18 protein-coding genes are annotated in these 18,014 nt (G+C 59.5%); 2 read left to right on the forward strand and 16 right to left on the reverse strand.

Features of this window, described 5'->3' with window-relative positions:
• Positions 1-11 precede the first annotated feature (11 nt).
• The 4 genes from ABSY17_RS19625 to tatB form a co-directional block, all read right to left on the reverse strand.
• On the reverse strand, positions 12-848 hold the full coding sequence (locus ABSY17_RS19625) for an IclR family transcriptional regulator (protein ID WP_378944314.1): 837 nt from the start codon (positions 846-848) through the stop codon (positions 12-14).
• Between the two features lie 71 nt (positions 849-919).
• Positions 920-2,665 (reverse strand): amidohydrolase family protein, encoded by a 1,746-nt coding sequence (locus tag ABSY17_RS19630; protein ID WP_378944317.1) that lies wholly within the window; start codon positions 2,663-2,665, stop codon positions 920-922.
• 284 nt (positions 2,666-2,949) lie between these two features.
• Positions 2,950-3,147, reverse strand: a complete 198-nt coding sequence (locus tag ABSY17_RS19635) for a hypothetical protein (RefSeq protein WP_378944320.1) — start codon at positions 3,145-3,147, stop codon at positions 2,950-2,952.
• A gap of 302 nt (positions 3,148-3,449) precedes the next feature.
• Positions 3,450-3,755, reverse strand: coding sequence for a Sec-independent protein translocase protein TatB (tatB, locus tag ABSY17_RS19640; protein WP_378944322.1), 306 nt, complete (start codon positions 3,753-3,755; stop codon positions 3,450-3,452).
• Between the two features lie 697 nt (positions 3,756-4,452).
• Between tatB and ABSY17_RS19645 the strand changes: the two genes are divergently transcribed.
• The gene (locus tag ABSY17_RS19645) at positions 4,453-5,178 is read left to right on the forward strand and encodes a transporter substrate-binding domain-containing protein (protein WP_378944325.1); all 726 of its coding nucleotides are present in this window, start codon (positions 4,453-4,455) and stop codon (positions 5,176-5,178) included.
• Positions 5,179-5,243: 65 nt separating this feature from the next.
• On the opposite strand, the gene ABSY17_RS19650 is transcribed toward ABSY17_RS19645, so the two are convergent.
• The 7 genes from ABSY17_RS19650 to ABSY17_RS19680 all read right to left on the reverse strand — a co-directional run bounded on the left by ABSY17_RS19650 (position 5,244) and on the right by ABSY17_RS19680 (position 11,045).
• Positions 5,244-6,299 carry a 4-oxalomesaconate tautomerase gene (locus ABSY17_RS19650; RefSeq protein WP_378944328.1) on the reverse strand — a complete coding sequence of 352 codons (1,056 nt, stop codon included), beginning with the start codon at positions 6,297-6,299 and terminating at the stop codon, positions 5,244-5,246.
• The gene (locus ABSY17_RS19655) at positions 6,292-6,963 is read right to left on the reverse strand and encodes a 4-carboxy-4-hydroxy-2-oxoadipate aldolase/oxaloacetate decarboxylase (RefSeq protein WP_378944331.1); all 672 of its coding nucleotides are present in this window, start codon (positions 6,961-6,963) and stop codon (positions 6,292-6,294) included. The genes ABSY17_RS19650 and ABSY17_RS19655 overlap by 8 nt, the downstream gene beginning before the upstream one ends.
• A gap of 2 nt (positions 6,964-6,965) precedes the next feature.
• Positions 6,966-7,928: a VOC family protein gene (locus ABSY17_RS19660; protein WP_378952890.1), complete on the reverse strand. Its 963-nt coding sequence runs from the start codon at positions 7,926-7,928 to the stop codon at positions 6,966-6,968.
• Between the two features lie 24 nt (positions 7,929-7,952).
• Positions 7,953-8,687 (reverse strand): PIG-L deacetylase family protein, encoded by a 735-nt coding sequence (locus tag ABSY17_RS19665; protein WP_378944334.1) that lies wholly within the window; start codon positions 8,685-8,687, stop codon positions 7,953-7,955.
• A 146-nt stretch (positions 8,688-8,833) separates the two neighbouring features.
• The gene (locus ABSY17_RS19670) at positions 8,834-9,574 is read right to left on the reverse strand and encodes a hypothetical protein (RefSeq protein WP_378944337.1); all 741 of its coding nucleotides are present in this window, start codon (positions 9,572-9,574) and stop codon (positions 8,834-8,836) included.
• Between the two features lie 40 nt (positions 9,575-9,614).
• Positions 9,615-10,826 carry an NAD(P)/FAD-dependent oxidoreductase gene (locus ABSY17_RS19675; protein WP_378944339.1) on the reverse strand — a complete coding sequence of 404 codons (1,212 nt, stop codon included), beginning with the start codon at positions 10,824-10,826 and terminating at the stop codon, positions 9,615-9,617.
• 18 nt (positions 10,827-10,844) lie between these two features.
• A complete protein-coding gene (locus tag ABSY17_RS19680; protein WP_378944342.1) occupies positions 10,845-11,045 on the reverse strand; it encodes a rubredoxin in 201 nt (66 codons plus the stop codon).
• A gap of 128 nt (positions 11,046-11,173) precedes the next feature.
• On the opposite strand from ABSY17_RS19680, the gene ABSY17_RS19685 reads away from it, so the two are divergent.
• Positions 11,174-12,070 (forward strand): LysR substrate-binding domain-containing protein, encoded by an 897-nt coding sequence (locus ABSY17_RS19685; RefSeq protein ID WP_378944344.1) that lies wholly within the window; start codon positions 11,174-11,176, stop codon positions 12,068-12,070.
• A gap of 2 nt (positions 12,071-12,072) precedes the next feature.
• Here the strand turns inward: ABSY17_RS19685 and ABSY17_RS19690 are convergent, their stop codons facing one another.
• The 5 genes from ABSY17_RS19690 to ABSY17_RS19710 are packed head-to-tail and all read right to left on the reverse strand — an operon-like array spanning position 12,073 to position 18,014.
• Positions 12,073-13,362, reverse strand: a complete 1,290-nt coding sequence (locus tag ABSY17_RS19690) for an MFS transporter (RefSeq protein ID WP_378944347.1) — start codon at positions 13,360-13,362, stop codon at positions 12,073-12,075.
• Positions 13,355-14,332, reverse strand: coding sequence for a D-2-hydroxyacid dehydrogenase family protein (locus ABSY17_RS19695; protein WP_378944349.1), 978 nt, complete (start codon positions 14,330-14,332; stop codon positions 13,355-13,357). The genes ABSY17_RS19690 and ABSY17_RS19695 overlap by 8 nt, the downstream gene beginning before the upstream one ends.
• A 58-nt stretch (positions 14,333-14,390) precedes the next feature.
• Positions 14,391-16,085: a peptide ABC transporter substrate-binding protein gene (locus tag ABSY17_RS19700; RefSeq protein WP_378944352.1), complete on the reverse strand. Its 1,695-nt coding sequence runs from the start codon at positions 16,083-16,085 to the stop codon at positions 14,391-14,393.
• A 40-nt stretch (positions 16,086-16,125) separates the two neighbouring features.
• Positions 16,126-17,064, reverse strand: coding sequence for an ABC transporter permease (locus tag ABSY17_RS19705; RefSeq protein ID WP_378944355.1), 939 nt, complete (start codon positions 17,062-17,064; stop codon positions 16,126-16,128).
• The gene (locus ABSY17_RS19710) at positions 17,061-18,014 is read right to left on the reverse strand and encodes an ABC transporter permease (RefSeq protein ID WP_378944358.1); all 954 of its coding nucleotides are present in this window, start codon (positions 18,012-18,014) and stop codon (positions 17,061-17,063) included. Before ABSY17_RS19710 ends, ABSY17_RS19705 begins: the two co-directional genes overlap by 4 nt.

An 18,014-nucleotide genomic window follows, 5' to 3' on the forward strand; every position in this document is an offset into this window, starting at 1 on the left:
CTTGCTGCGGTTCAAGTGATGGATTCGCGGATTGCTTCGGCGATCCCCATCATCGCGCGGGCGATCTCGGCATGGGTCGCGGCGTCGTGCTGGCCGGCGAACATCGCCGCCGACAGCGCTAGGTCAACACGGCCGGCATTGTCGAAACAGGGCACGCCGAGGCTCAGCATGGCGGTGTTGTAGTGACCGTCGTCGCACGACCAGCCCCGGCGCTGGCTTTCCGCCGCCTCTGCCATGAACTGCTCGAAGCTCAGGCTGGAATGCCATCGGACCTTGTTGAACTGCTCCTTGAGCTGCTCCAACGGCTGCGGATGGTACATCACCATCAGCCGGCCCACCGCGCCCGACAGCAGTGGCGAACAGGTGCCGATATCGGCCTGGATGCGCCACGCCGCATCGCCCGTTGTCAGCGCCAGCAACATGCTTTCCTCGGCATTGATGCGCCGCCAGAGATTGACGGTCACATTGTACTTGCTAGCCACCGACTGCATCAACGGCCGCGCCATCGCCACCGGCCCCTGGCGCGCAAGCGCAGCGCCCGCGAGCGCGACCACGCCGAGACCCAGCGTGTAGGTCTTCGTGCCGGGCACAGTCGCCACCAGCCCGCAATCGTCGAGCGTCCGCAGGATATTGAGGCAGGTGCTCATGTTGAGCCCGGTGTCGCGGGCGAGCTGGGTCAGCCGCGCCGGCTGCCTTGTCCGGCCCAGCGCCTGCAGGACTGCCGCCGCCCCCGCCGCGCCGCCCACATGGTAGGACGGCAGGGCTGGATCCGTTCCCCGCCGGACGCGGCGCGATGGCTCGGATGAGCTCTGACTTGGATGCTGCGCTGGAGTGGACTTCTCGGACATAGTTCCTCGGGTGCTAACGATTGCGTTGGCCTGCAATCACGCCGGCTGCTGTTCTTGGCAAGCCGCCAGTCTCATTCCGCCGCCTTGCGACGCGGCGACGCGACCCGCCCCGCGCGCACCAGGCGCCCCGGCAACGCGCCGGTGTGGCGGCCTTCGCGAGACACCACGACACCGGCGACAACGGTCGCCGTGTAGCCGCGAGCGTCCTGCATCAGCCTGCGCCCCCCCGCCGGCAAGTCGCGCACCAGATAGGGCAGCCCAAGCTGAAGGCGGTCGAAGTCGATGACATTGAGGTCCGCCCGGTAGCCGGGCGCAATCAGGCCGCGGTCGTGCAGACCCATCACATCGGCGCCGCGCTTCGTCATCATGTAGACTAGGTGCGGGATCGACAGCCGCTCGCCACGGCTACGATCGCGTCCCCAGTGGGTCAGCATGTGAGTGTAGATGCTGCCGTCGCAGATCACACCCAGATGAGCGCCGCCGTCGCCAAGGCCTGGCACGGCATGGGGGCTGAGCAGCATTTGGCGTGTCGGCTCGAGCGAAAAATCGGCATAGTTCGAGAAGGCAAGATAGAGGATGTTGCTGCCGTCCTTTTCGAGCAGCTTGTCGTAGGCCAGGCTCTGCGGCGTCACTCCCAGCCTTGCTGCCTGCGCTCCGATGCTGGTTTCCGGCAGCGGTTCGTAGTCGATCGGGTCCGAGATCTCGTATAGCTGGCTGAAATTGCGGACGCGCAAGCCCATCAGTTGGGTCGGATTCGGGTTGTTGGTCTCGGACAGGATCTGCGCCTTGATTTCCGGCCGGCGCATTTGGGCGACGCGTTCGGCGAGCGGCAAGGTGGAGAGCCTGGTGAAAGTCGGCGTCGAGTAAAACGGGTTGAGGGTAAGCTCGAGGCCAAGCAGCACGCCCAGAGGGCGCGGCAAAACCTGCACGCTCGCCTTCGTCCCCGCTTCGTTGGCAGCCTCGACCTTGGCCAGCACCTCGCGCCAGATCTCGGGCTGGCCGTGGCTCTGGACCAGAGTCATCGTCAGCGGGCGCTTGTGCTCGGTGGCCAAGCGAATCGCCATGTCGGCCACCCGCTCCCAGCTTTCGCTCCAGTCGATGACGAACTGCATCATGCCCTGCCCAGCATTGCCGAGGGTTGCCGCCAGTCCCGCGTATTCCTGCTCCGAGGCCGCCAGCGTCGGGGTCGATTGCCCGTCGCTCGAGCGGTGGAACATTGTCTGCGAGGTGCCGAACCCGAAGGCGCCGGCCGCCACTGCATTGCCGAGAATGCGCGACATCTCAACGATTTCGGCCTCCGTCGCCGGCTCATGGGCAAAGGCGCGCTCACCCATCACATAGGTGCGCAAGGCGGCGTGCGGGACATAGCTGCAGACGTCGGCGTCGAACGTGCGCTTCGACAGCACGTCTAAATATTCCGGATAGGTTTCCCACTGCCAGCGCACGCCCTCCTTGAGGACAATGTTGGGGATGTCCTCGACGCCTTCCATCAACTTGATGAGCAGGTCGCGGTGCTGCGGCCGGCACGGCGCGAAGCCGACGCCGCAATTGCCCATGACAACAGTCGTCACGCCATGGTTGGAGGATGGCACAAGCCGGTTTTCCCAGGTCACCTGACCGTCGTAGTGGGTGTGCACGTCTACATAGCCGGGTGTTACCATCTGCCCCCTTGCGTCGATTTCCTCGACGCCTTTGCCCAAAACGCGCCCGACCTCGACGATCAGGCCGCCCTGCATGGCGACATCGGCTTCGAAAGGCTGGCCGCCGCTGCCGTCCACCACGGTGCCACCGCGGATCACAAGGTCGAAACCAGACATACGAAACCTCCCGCAAATCGTTGGCCCCAATACACAGCGACTCTGCCCTCGCGTCAAATTATATTTTCCATATGGAATGATATTTTATATCCAGAATTTTTAGCAAACAGCTTGGCCGTTCCTTGCTTGCATGACCCACGACATCCGCCTGGGCATCGCCTACAAGTTCTGATCGCACCTGCCTGAACGTCTTTAGCCCCGGCCACGAGCCGGGGTATTTGTTTGGGCCTGCACGCAAAAGAGACCCCGCCACCTTTCGGCGGCGGGGCTCTCGAATGCCTGCGTTACTTGGACTGCTTCGCCGCCTCGGCCGTGTGTTGTGCGGCCAGCTGGCTGTGTTCGGCTGCAGCGGTTGCGTGGTGTTTGGCTTCCGAATGTTCACCGCGACTGTGTTCGTGGGCAGCTTCGATATGGTGATGAGATGCTGCAGCGTGGTGTGCTGCGGCCTTCATATGATGTTGCGATGCGGGATGTTCAGCCATAACCTGCTCCTGTTTGCTTGAGGATACCGGTCCCGCAAACGGGCCCCGTCGCGGGAGCGCAGCCGAACAGAACCACTGGGGGCGCCTTTGGTTCCGAGAAGACGCGCTAGCCGGAGAGTTGGCTCCGTGAACGTCGGGAGAACATCCGCCAGCCGAGGAGATCGCAGCGGCGCTTTACGAACTGACCGATAAGCACCTGACCACGTTGCGGATCAACAAAGAGACTGGCGAGGACATCAGGAAGGCGCGTGGCGACGACGGGGTCGGCAACGGGGCGCTCGAGGCGCCAAGGAATGGGCACGTTAGCTTTGCGGGGCGCTATCTTTCCCGCCTGGCGCCGAAGCAGTCGCGGATGCCTGATTGGAGGACAAAGGTGACCCGGCGCCCTTAAATTCTTCTTGGACTGCCCGCAGTTCCTTTCGAATTTCGTCGACCTCGGTGTCCTTGATGATCTCATCGAATTGCGATCGAAACTGAGCGGCCATCCGTCGCAAGTTGCCAACTGTCTTGCCTAGTTTGCCAAGAGTACGCGGAATGTCTCGGGGCCCAATTACCACCAACGCAACCACAGCTATGACAATGAGTTTCGAACCATCAATTCCGTACATACTTTCAATCCAATCCAGCCGCGCGTTTGTTGGCGAACTATCGCGACATCATGGATCCGGATCGCGGGGTGGTCTACATCCCGCTATCACGCGAAGCCATCGACGCCTATGCCGAGCAAGGGTTCGACATTTCCGGAAGCTATCGTGAGCCTTGTTGTCGCGTCCACAGGCATTCGGACCCCTCCGGGAAAGTGCTTAAGATTCGGAACTCCAGTCTCCAAGATTCATCACCCGCTAGGTCTGTTTCCGGCGGTGGCAAAGTTTGCCTCTATGGCTGACATGGGCGCCTTGCCGCACGGCAGCTTGGGATCGCATTGGTGACTGGCGGTTTAGTCGCCGGAACCTTTTGGCTACGCAACGTGCAAAGGCAGACGTACGATTTGGCTCATCCAATTTCGCTTGGCGCCATTGGGCTCCATTCCACCTCGACCCTTGTCCCGTGAAGGTGCGCCCTGCATGCTCTGGACGATCCCAGTGACGCACACCTAGTTGTTTGATCCGGCATCCTGCCAAAAGGGGTAGGAGCAGCTACTTCCTCAGCATCTCTCTTCCTGCCCGACACTATATCAACACGCTATGGCTGTTAGGTCGGCAACGCCCCTACCCATAGCTCGCCATTCGCCTAAAGCTTGCAGTGCGTAGCCAAAGTCGCATTTCAACATTCCATCGCCATCTGCGCGATACGGGAGGCATAGTGATGGACGCAGAAGATTGGCAGACACTCGTAAAGAAACTAGCGCCCTGCGGGCGCCTTCGATTTGCGCTCAATCACGGCAACGTCGTGCTAGTTCAGCGCAGCTACGACGGGCAAGCAAAGGGCATCACCGTAGACCTGGCCAACGAACTTTGCCGGCACCTGGGTGTTGAACCCGAATTCAGGCATTATGAACGTGCCGGAGATGTCTCGTCGAGTGCTGCTGCAGACGAGTGGGACATCTGCTTCCTTGCCGTCGATCCACTGCGAGCTAAAACCATCACCTTTACCGAACCGTATGTTGCCATCGAAGGTTGCTTTCTTGTTCGGGACGGGTGCGAAGCAGGCGCCGCTGTCGATGTTGATCGTCTTGGGCTCAAGATCGGGGTCACGAAAGCAAGCGCCTACTCGCTGTTCCTGAAACGCGAAGCGAAGGGCGCCGCCATCGTGGAGTTCCCGACTGCCGAAGAGACGTTCGAAGCGCTTGACACTGGCAAAGTCGACGGGCTCGCCGGCGTACGAAAGGCAATGGAGCAATTTCGAGATCGCAGAAGCGGCCTTCGCGTCATCCAGGAGCCGTTCATGTCAATAGGGCAAGCGATGGGATTGCCGGCAGGGCGGCCTGAGGCGGCAGATTTCCTGCTGCGATACGTCACTGAAATCAAGGCCAATGGCTTCGTTTCGACGGTGCTCGAGCGCAGCGGCGAAGCCGATCTGATCGTTCCCTGAAGCCACGATGGCGAGGCGCACTTCGGCCGCCGCATCGAATATGCCCTCGAAGCCCTTTGGGATTCTCAGTTCGGGAAGACGTTTCCATCGAACAGTTTGCGCGCCGTTCGCACCGTCCCTGCGCCTCGAATTGAGCCGTCCTCGGCAATTTCGAGAAACACTTCCGTCAAGCCGGTCGGATGTTCGATCACGTAACGCCCATCCGGAGGGCTTATTGCCAGTGCCGCCGCCGGGCCGCCTTCCAGACGCGTGGCCGTAGCTACTGTCACAGCGGCCAAAACGCCGATCGATGCGTGTACACTGTGCGGAATGAGGCTGCGGGTCGAAATGGCCCCGCCCTTCGTCGGCGCGGAGACCAACGTCATCTTCGGTACAGAAGCTTTGCCAACATCTCCAAGGTTCAGCATCGGACCTGCCTGGAGGCGAATGGATTCAACCCTGGTCTTGAACTCGGAATTTGCCTCCAGTTCGTCGCGGGTCTCCTCTCCGCTCAACCCGAAATCTGTCGCGCGCATAATCACGCAGGGCATGCCGTTATCAATCAGCGTGACCTGCACGCCGTCGATCAGATCCACCACATTGCCCGTCGGCAGCAGTGCCCCGCACATTGAGCCGGCTATATTCATGAACAGCAACGGCACGGCCGCATGAGAACCAGGAACGCCCGCAATCTCGGTAGATCCGTCGTAGGTGACGCGACCGCCCGGCGTCTGTACGCGAGCGACCGCTACTTCGCCGGTGTTCAGCATATGGATGCGTACTTCGGTTTCGTCCCCGGCCGGCTTTACCAATCCCCGTTCGATGGCTGCCGGACCGACGCCAGCAAGAATATTGCCACAGGCCTGTGCGTCGCTGACTAGTGGCCTGTCAACGAATACCTGCAGGAAGAGATAGTCGACATCCGCGTCATCACGCGTCGAAGGCGAGAGGATCGCCACCTTCGAAGTCAGTGGGTCGGCGCCCCCGATCCCGTCAATCTGCCGAGGATCCGGCGACCCCATGAGCGACAGCAACAGTGCATCACGCCGATCAGGTTCCGCAGGCAGATCGGTGGCCAGGAAATAGGCGCCCTTCGAGGTGCCTCCGCGCATCCAAAGGCACGGAATGCCAGCGTCAGACATACCGGAGCCCTTTGGTATCGAGCGCCTGCCGCATATTGTAGATGTCGAGCCCCAGTTCGCCGGACGCCAGCCTCTTCCGCTTCATTTCCTCATTCGCCAACCGCTTTTCGGCGGCGGCCAGCACAATTTCCGCATCACCGCGTTTGACGACGCAGACGCCGTCGTCGTCCGCGACAATCACATCGCCAGCTTCGATATGGGCACCGGCGCATACGATCGGAACGTTGACTGACCCAAGCGTCTCCTTGACTGTCCCCTGAGCCGAAACCGCCTTCGACCAGACGGGGAACCCCATGGCCGTCAGATCGCGGATATCTCGTACTCCGGCATCGATGATCAGAGCTTGGCAGCCACGAGCCATAGCAGACGTTGCCAGAAGATCGCCAAAGTAACCGTTATCGCAAGGTGACGTAGGAGCAAGAACAAGGATATCGCCTTGCCGAAGCTGCTCGATCGCCACATGCAGCATCCAGTTGTCGCCGGGCGGGGACGAGATCGTCAGAGCGGAGCCTGCTATCTGCGCGCCGGAGAATATCGGCCTCATGTAGCTCGCTAGCATGCCAGTGCGCCCTTGGGCCTCATGGACTGTGGCAACGCCTGCGGCGCTTAGCTTGTCGATAATATCCCGGTCGGCACGAGCGACATGTTGAACAACGATACCCATGTTCAGTGCCTTTCCTGCTTTACCGGCGGGGTGCCGTGCGTATGGAATGTATCAATGGTCCGCAGCCCCCATGCCTGACCCTTTTTGCGGTCCGCCTCCGTCCAGACGACGGGTTGCCAGTCTGGCGCCAGTATGAGGCGAGCTCCCGAATTGGCGAGTTCGACGCGATTGCCTGCCGGCTCCCACACATAGAGGAAGAATGTTCCCTGGATCGCGTGCTTGTGCGGCCCTGTTTCGATATGCACGCCGTTTTCGAGGAAAATGTCCGCTGCCCGCAAGATGTCCTCACGGGTATCGGTTGCATAAGTAACATGATGCAGTCGGCCATTGCCGCCACCGTGCTCTTCCGTGCAGGCAAGGTCATAAGTCTTGTTGTTGACGGTAAACCAGCAGCCGCCGATCCGGCCGTTATCAAGCTGGATCAGTTCAGTCACACGCGACCCCAGGCAGGTCTCCATGAATATGCGAAATTCCGAGGCATCCCCGGCGAGGAGATTGAGGTGGTCCAGACGCCGGGGATGGGTACCGCGCCCATGGAAGCGCTGGGCCAGATTCTTCAACGCAGGCCGTTCTCCCTGCGGCGGTTCATATCGGACGGTATCCCAATAGATCTCGAAGGCATGACCGAATGGATCTTCAAAGCGAAATGCACGCCCATGGCCTAAGTCCCCCTCGGCCCATCCGATGACCTTGTACTTACTGTTCTGGATGGCCTCCACGCGCCGCATCAGGGCTGCTTCCGACGTCGCACGATAAGCAATGTGTCCGACACCCGTCGTATGATGTCGTGTCAGCTTCAGCGAATGGAATTCATAGTCGTCCCATGCGCGCAAATAAGCCGATTGCTCGTCCTGGCCTGCAAGGGTCAATCCGTAAACACGCAGGAAGAAATCCAAACTCTCGTCGAATTTGTCGGTGTACATCTCGACGTGCGCCAGATGCGCGATATCAAAACACGGTTCCACGGCGTGCTCCATTGCGGAAGTCTCTCAGAGCTGGTCGACGGTGCGGGGGAATACGGATTGGAAGCCCTCTGCAAACTTCGAGGCCCGTCCTCCTGACTGTCCGCCGGAATTGCGCTGGAAGTGGTTGGCGCGGTTCTCGGCCACACGTGTATAAAACTCCCAGAGGTGCTCCTGGCCTTCCATGCACTCTATGGCAGCGCGCTTCTTGTTCCAGACAGAGGTGATGTCGAGGAAGACGTCTGGTTTCCAGCCCATCTGTTCGGTCTGGTGCGGCTCGAAGAGGTAAAGCTGGGGAGCTCCGAGGACCTTCTGGCCGGGGTTGTGGCCCCACGCTTGTGCGATCATTCGCGTTTCCAATGCAACCTGCGTCGCATACATGTGGTCGGTGTTGTAGGGATCATATTGCGAATGGCTCAGCATGAAGGCCGGCTGCACATCTCGGATGACATCGACGAGGCGATACTTGTCGTCGTCGGTGAGGCGCAACGGGTAATCGCCAAGATCGAAGGCGATGAGATTGTGCACCCCGAGCGCCCGCGCCGCCTTCTCCGACTCCGATCGGCGCGCGGCCTTCACGCGCTCGAGCGTCATACCCGGCCCCTTCCAGAGCTTCGCAGACTCGCCCCGCTCCCCAAATGACAGGCACACGACAGTGACGTCGTACCCCATCTCGGCGTGCAGCGCGATCGCCCCACCGCAGCGCCACACAAAATCGGCAGCATGAGCGCTGATAACGAGCGCGGTCTTCTTTTCCGCCATAGGTACTTCCTCACTGCTTCGCTGATCCCGTCCAGATCCGCTTTGCCTGTCAATTCGGCCGCCGAGCCCCAACCAGCCCGATCATTCAGTCAATCAATAGAGGCGAGAAACCGCAGGTCTCACCCCCCACATCGCACGTCTGTCCGTCAGATCGATTTCATCCATTCGTCTTCACGCGGAAATTGCGTAATCATGATCTCGGCGCCACCTTCGCCTGCGCTGAGCATGGGCGCTTCGTCTGTCGGGCGCACAAAGACCAGCGAATAGGGGGTGTAGGTTTGACCATCGAGCAAGAGCGAGCCGTTCAAAACGATGAGGTATTGTCCGCCGGCCTCGCTTGGGTCGGGAGCCTGTGTCGTCATGGATGGTCCAAGGCGGATAACCTTGACGTTCATCCCATCGTCTCCAGGCTGTTCTTCGATCACCGTTTCGACGGAGACTTCCGAACGGTTGCGCAGCACAGGGTCGATGGAGAGAGTGACAGGCTCAGAAACACGATGGCGGCGCTTGGTCGGCTTTAGCTTTTCACGCACATTGGGAGTCGTCAGATAGACCAGACCTGCATCCGTCTTACTGCGCAGCGTCAGATACGAGAGCCCTTGGGCGCTAGCGATCAGCGGCCCGTACCCTGTATGATGATCGGCGTAGTGGACCGTGACCAGATGGACCTGGTCGCGTCCGATGCTGCCACCACCAGCAATGAAGACCTGGAATTGGTCGACGATATGGAAATGCGAATCCAGTTTCTGGTGAGCGTTGAGGTCGATGCGGAACGCCTGCAGCTCGGGCGTGGCGATATCCGAGTTCTTGCCGAACAGGTTGACCTTCCAAGATTGCCCGCGGCGAAAGCGCTTGGGTTCGTTTTCTGCGTATGAACTAGCCTGCATTCTGCTCCTCCTGCTTTCGTCGCCGGCACCGATACTCCGATCAATGACGCGGCGGCGGGAATTCCACGTCCAGCGCATGGGCAACCGCATCGCGCTGTGCGCCGATCAGCCCATGCAACTTGGTGAACTGCTTTGGGGCGTTGATGGATTGTACCGACACAAGTCGCCCGTCCTTCAAACCCAGAACCGAAAACGCGCCACTTTCTGGTGCTTTCAACACCGCCTCGCTCTCGGAACTGCTGATGTTGCCTGCCATCTGAATCTGGATATCGGCTTGATGCGACCAGTATCGTGCAACGCGCTTTTCCGGCATGGGGCTCGCCGCAATCAGCGAGGCAACTATCTTTGCTTGGTCCAAGCCAGGATTGACGGCCTCCAAGCGGACGTGTCGCTGCAGCTCCGGATCGAACCAGGCAGCACAATCGCCGATCGCGAAGATTGCCGCGTCTGTTGTCTGACCTTGCTCGGAGGCCAGGATGCCGTTCTCCACCGCCAGGCCTGCATCTCGTGCGAGCTTGTCATTCGGCGCGGCGCCAATAGCTGCGATCGTGAGATCGACCTCAACGGTCTCACTGGTGCCAAGGACTATCGTGTCGCCTCGCGCATCGTCGCGACGGATCGACGTAACAGTTGTTGCCAGCCTGACATCCAGACCCTTTGCCTGATGGCGATCTAGCAAATAGCCCGAAATTGATCCGCTGACCGTGCGCCCCATCAGACGATCGCCTGCTTCGATCAGTGTGGTACGCAGCCCCCTGGAGACTGCCATCGCCGCAATTTCCAGACCAATCAGCCCGCCGCCAACGATCGCCACCGATTTGGCCTGGGCTAGACGATCCTTCAGTAAAAGGAAATCATCCATCGTCCTGAGGTAGATGGCGGCTCCGTCTGGATCCATTTTTGCAGGCAAACGCCGAGGCTCGGCCCCGCAAGCAAGAACCAGAGTTCCAAATTCAAAACGGCGGCCATCATCTGCAAGGAGCGCTCTACCGCTAGTGTCCAGACTTGCGATTTCGGCGCCCTGTTCGAGAGCGATCCTGTTCGTCTCGTAAAAGCTCGCCGGCCGCAGCAAAGCAGGGGCGTAGTCGCTTGTCGACAAGCCTTCCTTGGAAAGCGGGGGCCGGTGATAGGGCATGCACCCTTCCCTGGTAACAATCGTTATCGTCCCGCCAAATCCACTGCCCCGAAGGGCTGCGGCCGCGGCAACACCAGAGTGGGACGCGCCAAGGATCACTACATCTGATTTGGACATGCCCAGCCGATCCCGATTCTAACCGACAACCGTCATATCGAACTCGCTCTTACGAGCGCCGCACTCAGGGCAAACCCAGTCTTCAGGTACGTCTTCCCAGCGCGTTCCGGGAGCAACGCCTCCGTCGGGATCGCCTGCTGCCTCGTCATAGCGAAAGCCGCACAAGACGCACTCCCAGACCTTGAACGCGACGAGCGATGCTTCCACTGACAGGGCCATCGTCCACTCCTCCCAGAACGAATTTACTTGAGTGAAAGCTATAACGCGTGCTCTGATATCACTAGATGGCCTGAGCAACTATCAGACATATCAAATCGGCATATCAGTTTTACGGGGAAAGGTAGGCCATGGATATTCGCCAATTAGGCTACTTTGTACGTGTCGCGGAACTTGGCAGCTTCAGCCGGGCTTCAGCCTTCCTGCATGTCGCCCAGCCTGCCCTCAGCCGGCAGATTCGCAACCTGGAAATCGAGCTCAAGGAGACGCTCCTGATCCGTAATGGCAGGGGCGTCGAACCGACCGAGGCCGGTGAGCGGTTGTTGAGCAATGCACGTGGCGTTCTTCGCCTCATCGAGCGCACATACGAAGATATCGAGAACGCCCGAACGGGTAAGTCCGGCAAAGTCGTCATTGGCACACCCTCGACGATTTCCGTCGCGATCGCGACCGCGCTCATCAGGCGCGTTCGAGAAGAGCTACCCGACGCACAAGTGACACTTGTTCATGGTCGCTCCAGCCAGTTGCAGGAATGGCTGCTATCTGGGCGCCTCGACATGGCGATCATGTATGACGCGGCCAGTTCGCCGATGCTCGAAATCAACGACCTGGTTGAGGAAAAAATCTACCTTGTCGGGCGGGAATGCGATTTCGAAGGCACAGGTCCCATTCCGTTGGAGGCACTTGCCACGCTTCCGATGATCATCGCCCCTCGCCCCAACAGCGTCCGCGTGCTGCTCGATTCGGAGCTCGCCCGTATGGGGCAGAAACCGAACATCGTCTTCGAGCTCGACCCACTGGAAACCATGTTCGACCTTGTCGCGGACGGCCTGGGGTTCACGGTTGCTTCCTTGCGGACCCTCGGCACCAAGAGGGCGGGACAAGGTCTTGCGACCCGGAATATCATTGGCCCCGAACTTGTTTTGGCTGTTCAGCTCGTGCTGCCGGCCCGGCGGCTGAACAATAGGCTTCAGGAGGCTGCCTTCCGGATACTCAAGGACCTTTGTCTGCAGGTCCTGAAAAGGTAGGTCTATTCATCCGAACAAAGCGGAGCGTCGCCGCGCTCCAGATTCGCGCCCAACCTTGCTGCAGCCGGCAGATACAGCAATGCGACTATCATCATGACGCCTCCGCTGATCAAAGCCGGAAGGGTCAGCCCGAGCATATCCGCAGCAAGTCCCAGGACCAAAGCGCCAAGCGACGGGCTCGCCCTGAACAGCAATCCGTGAACGCTAAGAGCCCTTCCGCGCATGGCTGGAGGCGCCGATAGCTGAACGAAGGTCTGGGTACCTATGATGCCGACAGAGGTGAAGAACCCTATAGCCAACGCACCAAGCGCAAGCAGCGATGAGGAATGACAAACCGAAAACACCATCACCGAAGCCGCTGCACCTATCCAGGACAAGATGACCTTTCGCGGAAGCCCATTGGTAATGCTACCGGTCCCCACACTGAATCCAGCTGCGATCGAGCCGAAGGCCATCGATGACGTCAGAATTGCTAGCCCAGTGACCGAATGAGAAAAATAAGTATCTGCAAATGCAGGGAGCATCTCGGCGATCGAACGGATGGTTGCGCCACCCGCCAATAGCAGCAGTAACATCGCGCGCATTCCCTCATCGCGTATGAGATAACGGAACCCTTCAACGATACCGCTAAGCATGCTTCCGCCGAATACAGTGCCCTTTCGGGCCGGGATCGATACGTAACCAAGCGCGACAACGAAAATTGCGGTGACGATGGCGTTGGTCAGGAACACCCATGACACGTTGAGATAGACGACCATCAACCCGGCGATGGCCGGCCCGACCAGCCGTGCAAGATTTACGCTCATGGAATTGATCGCGACCGCAGCCGGGACATCCTCACGGACTACGAGATCCTGCACAAGCGAGAGCCGTGCTGGCTGGCACAGCGCAATGATGCTGCCTTGTAGCGCTATGAGGGAAATCAGCACTCCGAGGCTCAGAAGGTCGAGATAAATCAGGACTGTGATGATCAAGGCGATCGCAGTCAGGACCATCTGGCAGATCCTGTTCAGCTTGAGCGGGTTCCAGCGGTCCGCCGCAGCACCGGCGAATGGACCGATGAACACCGTCGGGAGTAGGTCGGCAGCCGCAAGAATACCAAGCCAGAAGGTCGATTGCGTCATCTCCCAGACGAGCAGGCTGCAACCAATCCTTTGCATCCAGGAACCCAGAAGCGACACACAGTTGCCTGCCGTGTAGACGGCAAACTGTCCCTTAGTCACCAGCCTGATCAGGGACGAAGTAGCAAGCTTCTTGAAGTGCCGCCGGACCGGACGCTCATGCTTATGCATTGGCGGACAAGTTCACGATCCGCTCTGGCTTGCCGTCGATGAACGCCTCGATGAGCCGCACCGCATCGGAATAATAGGTGCCGAGCATCTCCTTGGTAAAATATCCCAGGTGCGGCGTGATCACGACGTTCGGCAAGCAACGCAGGGGGTGATCCGTCGGAAGCGGCTCGTACTCAAAGACATCGAGGCCTGCCCCGGCGATCGATCTCGCTTGCAAAGCGTCGAGGAGGGCCTGTTGGTCGACGATGGCCGCCCGGGCCGTGTTGATGAGCATGGCGGAAGGTTTCATTGCCTCCAATTCGCGCACCCCGACGATACCCCGCGTGCGCTCGCTCAGAGCCAAGTGAACGGATATCACGTCACTGGTAGCGAACAGCTCTTCCTTCGAAACAAGACGAGCGCCAACGACCCGCGCTTGTTCATCGGTCATGTTCTGGCTCCAGGCCTGAACTTTCATGCCGAAGACCAGACCGATTTCGGCGACCCGGCGACCGATGCCGCCCAGCCCCAGAATCCCGAGCGTCTTGCCGCCGAGTGTCGTCCCCGGCTGGTGTTGCCAGGCCCCGCTCCGCATCAGCCTGTCTTCGGATGCGATGTGACGGGCCAACGCCAAGGTGAGTCCCCAAACCAGTTCAGCAACGCCGCCGGCCCCCGCGCCGCTGACAGGTGTATTCGAAACAGGAATGCCGCGAGCGGCAGCCGCCATGACATCGACGGTGTCATAGCGCTTGCCGGTCACAACAATGTACTTCAATCGCGGCAATCGCTCGATGAGCGCCGTTGGTATAGGCATCCGTTCCCGCAACGTACAGATGATGTCGAAGTCGGCGAGTTCCCTCGCCGCTTCTTCAGGAACGGAAAGCGGCCTGCTGAACACCACCACATTGGCACGGGCCTTCAGCGATCCCCAGTCCGCGACAGTCTGGGAAACGCCGATGTAGTCGTCGAGGACGGCGACATTCAACCTCATGAAATCCAATCCAGGTTCAGAGTTTGCATACTCAGCAGGCCAAGGCAGGCGAAACCGCTTACTTGCGTTCCCACTCCTCGGACCAGATCTGCAGCGGATCGAGCGTGCCCTGCCGGAAATTCACAAGGTCGGGCACCGTCACGTAGGCGCGCGGATAGAAATAAAGTGGAAGCACAGGCAAATCTTCGGCCGCAATCTTCTGCACCTCATCCCATTTCGCCTTGGCGGCAGTTGGATCGAGCGTGACCTCCAGCTCCGCAATCACGTTGTCCATCGCTGGGTTCATATAGCCAGAGAAGTTGCTGCCGACATTGTTGTTTTCCGGCTTCGGGATTGCGTCCGAGCCGAAGGTGAGCCGCGGTGAGACCGATGGAGAGAAATCCACCGACGACATCAGGAGGTCCTTGAATTTCCGTTTGCGGATCAATTCGCCGTTGAATTCCTGCAGCGGCACGAACTTGTTCGTGATTTCAACGCACACGTCCCGCAACTGACTCTGCACGACCTGGGAAATCTGCTCGCGGGTTTGATTGCCGGCCGTGGACACCAGTTCGAATGACAGCCTTTCGCCCTTGTCGTTGACGCAGATGCCATCGCTGCCGGGCTTCCAGCCTGCCTGCGCCAGCAGCTCTTTGGCCTTGTCCGGGTTATAGCTGTAGGTCGGAATGTTCTTGTTATAGAGCGCGTTGTCATCGCTCAGCGGGCCGTTGGCGACGGGCTGCAGTCCGCCAAACAACTCATCACTGATCGCCTGGCGGTCGATGCCGTAAAGAAGGGCCTGACGAACCGGCTGACTCTTGAGTATCGGATTGTCGAAGTTGACGACGATGCGCTCGAGGTTGGTGCCGTAGGCCATGTGATAAGTGAATGCATCAGGCTTCTGCGCTTTCAGATCCAGCATCTGCGAGAAGCTGATGCCACCGGGGCTGACCGGCACGGCATCGACGGCGCCAGCGAGCAGGTTCTGCAGCAGAGCCGACGAGTTGTCGCGATAGCTGAGAACGATGCGCTGCAGGCGCGGCTTGGTCTCGCCGACCCAATTGGGGTTGGGTTCGAACACGATGCGCGTGCCGATCTGATAGTCGGTCAGCAGGAACGAACCGTTCCAGAGGCCCGGGTTCGTCGGCTGGGTGTTGTAGAGTGACTGCTTGACGTAACCATCGAGTGTCGGATTTGCCGCGTAGATAGGTCCTTCCAGATGCTCGGGCAGGATCTGATCCCAGGAATTGTAGCTCGTCAGTATCTGAGGAATGGTGAGCACGACCGTACGGTCATCGACGACCTCAAGTTCCGATGCTCGCGTCCAGGCGTTCCAGTTGGTGAAGCCGATCTTCGGATCGCGCGCCATCTTCCAGGTGAACGCGATATCCTTGGACGTAATTGGAACACCATCGCCCCAGGCGAGCCCCTCCTTCAGGGTCAAAGTGACCTTCATGCCCTTCTTGCCGTCGGGAAGATCCACGATCTTCGCAAGGCCGTTCTCCACGGTCGGCAGCGTCTCACAGAGAACGCAGTTGTTCTGAACATTCTCGTTGAAAGCCGTGATCGGCCTCAGCGAGTAGTTGATAACCAGGCGCTTGGTGTTGTTCACCTGAATGAGGGGATGAAAATTGGTCAGGAACTGCAGTTGTCCGACCACCAGTTGGGTTTTGTCGGGCTGGGCCATGGCCGTCGGCGCAGCCAAGACCGAAATAGCGGCACCAGCCAGTGCCGATTTGGCAATCGAAGCAAGTTTGGATTTTACAGACGTCATTATTTTCTCCTCCACAAGTCTTCTGTTGTTGATGTAATTCTCAATGCGAACTTGAGCGCGGATCGAAGGCGGACCTCACCCCATCTCCGACAAAGTTCACTGCCATCACGGTCGCGAAGATCAGCAATCCGGGATAGACAGCCAGCAATGGCGCGGAAATGATCAGTTGCTGGGCGTTGGTCAGCATGTTGCCCCAGGTCGGGGTCGGTGGAACAATGCCGAAGCCCAGGAAGCTGAGGGTCGATTCAAATAGGATGATGCGCCCTACCGACAGCGTCATGGCGACAATCAGCGGCGTTGCGATGTTCGGCAGTACGTGGACGAAGACATTGTACCGGCTGCCGGCACCGCTGACGGTCGCTGCCCGCACATAGTCGACCTCACGTACCGACATGGCACCAGCACGGGCAATTCTGGCGATCGTCGTCCAGTCCACCAATGCTATGATGATGACGATCCGAAGAAACACCGCCACAGGCGACGTAGCGGCCGCTTGGCTGAGTCCGATCTTGGTCAGGTCCACGGCGCCCAGAACGATCAGCACAGGAATGAGCGGCAGGGCGATGATGCAGTCGGTCATGCGCATGAGGAGGTTGTCGAACCTGCCTCCGACGTAGCCGGCCGAGACGCCGATCGATATGCCGATGACGGCGGTGATGACCGTCGCGAGGACGCCGACGGCGATCGACACTTGCCCGCCGTATAGCAGCCTCAGCAGCACGTCGCGGCCGAGATCGTCCGTGCCAAGCCAATGTTGCGCTGACGGTGGACGGAAACGGCGAAGCAAGTTCGTGGCGTTTGCATCCAGCCCCATCAGATATTCGATCGGACCGGCCATGACGCAGGCAAACGTCAGGGCACCAAGGAAAACGAGCGAGACCATCGCCAATTTGTTGTGCCGGAACCGTTCCCAGCGCTTACTCCACACGGTGCCTTCACCAGGAGTTGCCGAGGCTTTTTCAATGATCACGGTGCTCATTTCAGGACAATCCTTGGATCGAGCCACGCATATGCGAGGTCGGCGAGCAGGCTCGACAACAGGGTTACGATCGTGGCCAACAGCAGGCCGACGAGAGCGAGATTGAAATCGATATTGCTGATGGCGTCATAGATGACCTTGCCCATGCCGAGCATGCCGAAGATCGTTTCCACGACCAGCGCGCCAGAAAACAGCGACCCGAAGCCAAGTGCCAGTACCGTCACCATTGGGATTAGTGCGTTGCGCAGCGCATGACGAACCACCACCGCAGCCTCGGACAGGCCCTTTGCACGCGCTGTGCGGACGAAATCCGAGTTGAGCGTCTCGATCATGGACGCGCGGACATAACGAACCAGCGGCCCGACATGGAAGAATGTCAGAACGGTCACGGGCAGGATCATGTGAACAAGCTGTTCGCTGACAGGAGCGCCGCTCAGGAGCGGAGTCCCACTGGCAGGCAGCCAACCGAGCTTTACCGCAAAGACGATGATGAGGATCAGAGACGTCCAGAAGCCCGGCAACGAAATGCTGGCAAAAGCAAACAGGCTGATCAGGCTGTCCGTCCCCCCCCCCGGTTTCCTGGCAGCTAGCGCCCCGAGCAGCATGGCAAGCGGGATGCTGATGATTTGCGTCGCCAACAGCAACTTGGCGGTCTGTATGACAGCCGGCCCCAACACATCGAGCACGGGGCGAAAATAGACGCTGGAGTAGCCGAAATCGCCATGCAACGCCGACGACAGCCAATGCCCGTAGCGGACATAGAGTGGCTGGTCGATACCGTAGAGCGACCGCATCTGAGCTATGGCGTCGGGCGTGAGCGAAGGGTTGCCTTCCAACATGTTTTCGACCGGATCGCCCGGCATCAAGCCGATGAGGACAAACAGCAGCAGCGACATCACAAAAACGACGATCACCGCTTGGAGCAGGCGCGACATCGAATACCTGAACAT

The sequence above is a fragment of the Mesorhizobium sp. ANAO-SY3R2 genome, from assembly GCF_042466635.1.
Classification (GTDB): Bacteria; Pseudomonadota; Alphaproteobacteria; order Rhizobiales; family Rhizobiaceae; genus Aminobacter.

Excerpts from the sequence above, each read along its gene's own strand:
- ABSY17_RS19625 (WP_378944314.1), bottom strand. The coding sequence starts at position 848 with ATGTCCGAGAAGTCCACTCCAGCGCAGCATCCAAGTCAGAGCTCATCC.
- ABSY17_RS19630 (WP_378944317.1), bottom strand. The coding sequence starts at position 2,665 with ATGTCTGGTTTCGACCTTGTGATCCGCGGTGGCACCGTGGTGGACGGC.
- ABSY17_RS19635 (WP_378944320.1), bottom strand. The coding sequence starts at position 3,147 with ATGGCTGAACATCCCGCATCGCAACATCATATGAAGGCCGCAGCACAC.
- tatB (WP_378944322.1), bottom strand. The coding sequence starts at position 3,755 with ATGTACGGAATTGATGGTTCGAAACTCATTGTCATAGCTGTGGTTGCG.
- ABSY17_RS19645 (WP_378944325.1), top strand. The coding sequence starts at position 4,453 with ATGGACGCAGAAGATTGGCAGACACTCGTAAAGAAACTAGCGCCCTGC.
- ABSY17_RS19650 (WP_378944328.1), bottom strand. The coding sequence starts at position 6,299 with ATGTCTGACGCTGGCATTCCGTGCCTTTGGATGCGCGGAGGCACCTCG.
- ABSY17_RS19655 (WP_378944331.1), bottom strand. The coding sequence starts at position 6,963 with ATGGGTATCGTTGTTCAACATGTCGCTCGTGCCGACCGGGATATTATC.
- ABSY17_RS19665 (WP_378944334.1), bottom strand. The coding sequence starts at position 8,687 with ATGGCGGAAAAGAAGACCGCGCTCGTTATCAGCGCTCATGCTGCCGAT.
- ABSY17_RS19670 (WP_378944337.1), bottom strand. The coding sequence starts at position 9,574 with ATGCAGGCTAGTTCATACGCAGAAAACGAACCCAAGCGCTTTCGCCGC.
- ABSY17_RS19675 (WP_378944339.1), bottom strand. The coding sequence starts at position 10,826 with ATGTCCAAATCAGATGTAGTGATCCTTGGCGCGTCCCACTCTGGTGTT.
- ABSY17_RS19680 (WP_378944342.1), bottom strand. The coding sequence starts at position 11,045 with ATGGCCCTGTCAGTGGAAGCATCGCTCGTCGCGTTCAAGGTCTGGGAG.
- ABSY17_RS19685 (WP_378944344.1), top strand. The coding sequence starts at position 11,174 with ATGGATATTCGCCAATTAGGCTACTTTGTACGTGTCGCGGAACTTGGC.
- ABSY17_RS19690 (WP_378944347.1), bottom strand. The coding sequence starts at position 13,362 with ATGCATAAGCATGAGCGTCCGGTCCGGCGGCACTTCAAGAAGCTTGCT.
- ABSY17_RS19695 (WP_378944349.1), bottom strand. The coding sequence starts at position 14,332 with ATGAGGTTGAATGTCGCCGTCCTCGACGACTACATCGGCGTTTCCCAG.
- ABSY17_RS19700 (WP_378944352.1), bottom strand. The coding sequence starts at position 16,085 with ATGACGTCTGTAAAATCCAAACTTGCTTCGATTGCCAAATCGGCACTG.
- ABSY17_RS19705 (WP_378944355.1), bottom strand. The coding sequence starts at position 17,064 with ATGAGCACCGTGATCATTGAAAAAGCCTCGGCAACTCCTGGTGAAGGC.
- ABSY17_RS19710 (WP_378944358.1), bottom strand. The coding sequence starts at position 18,014 with ATGTTCAGGTATTCGATGTCGCGCCTGCTCCAAGCGGTGATCGTCGTT.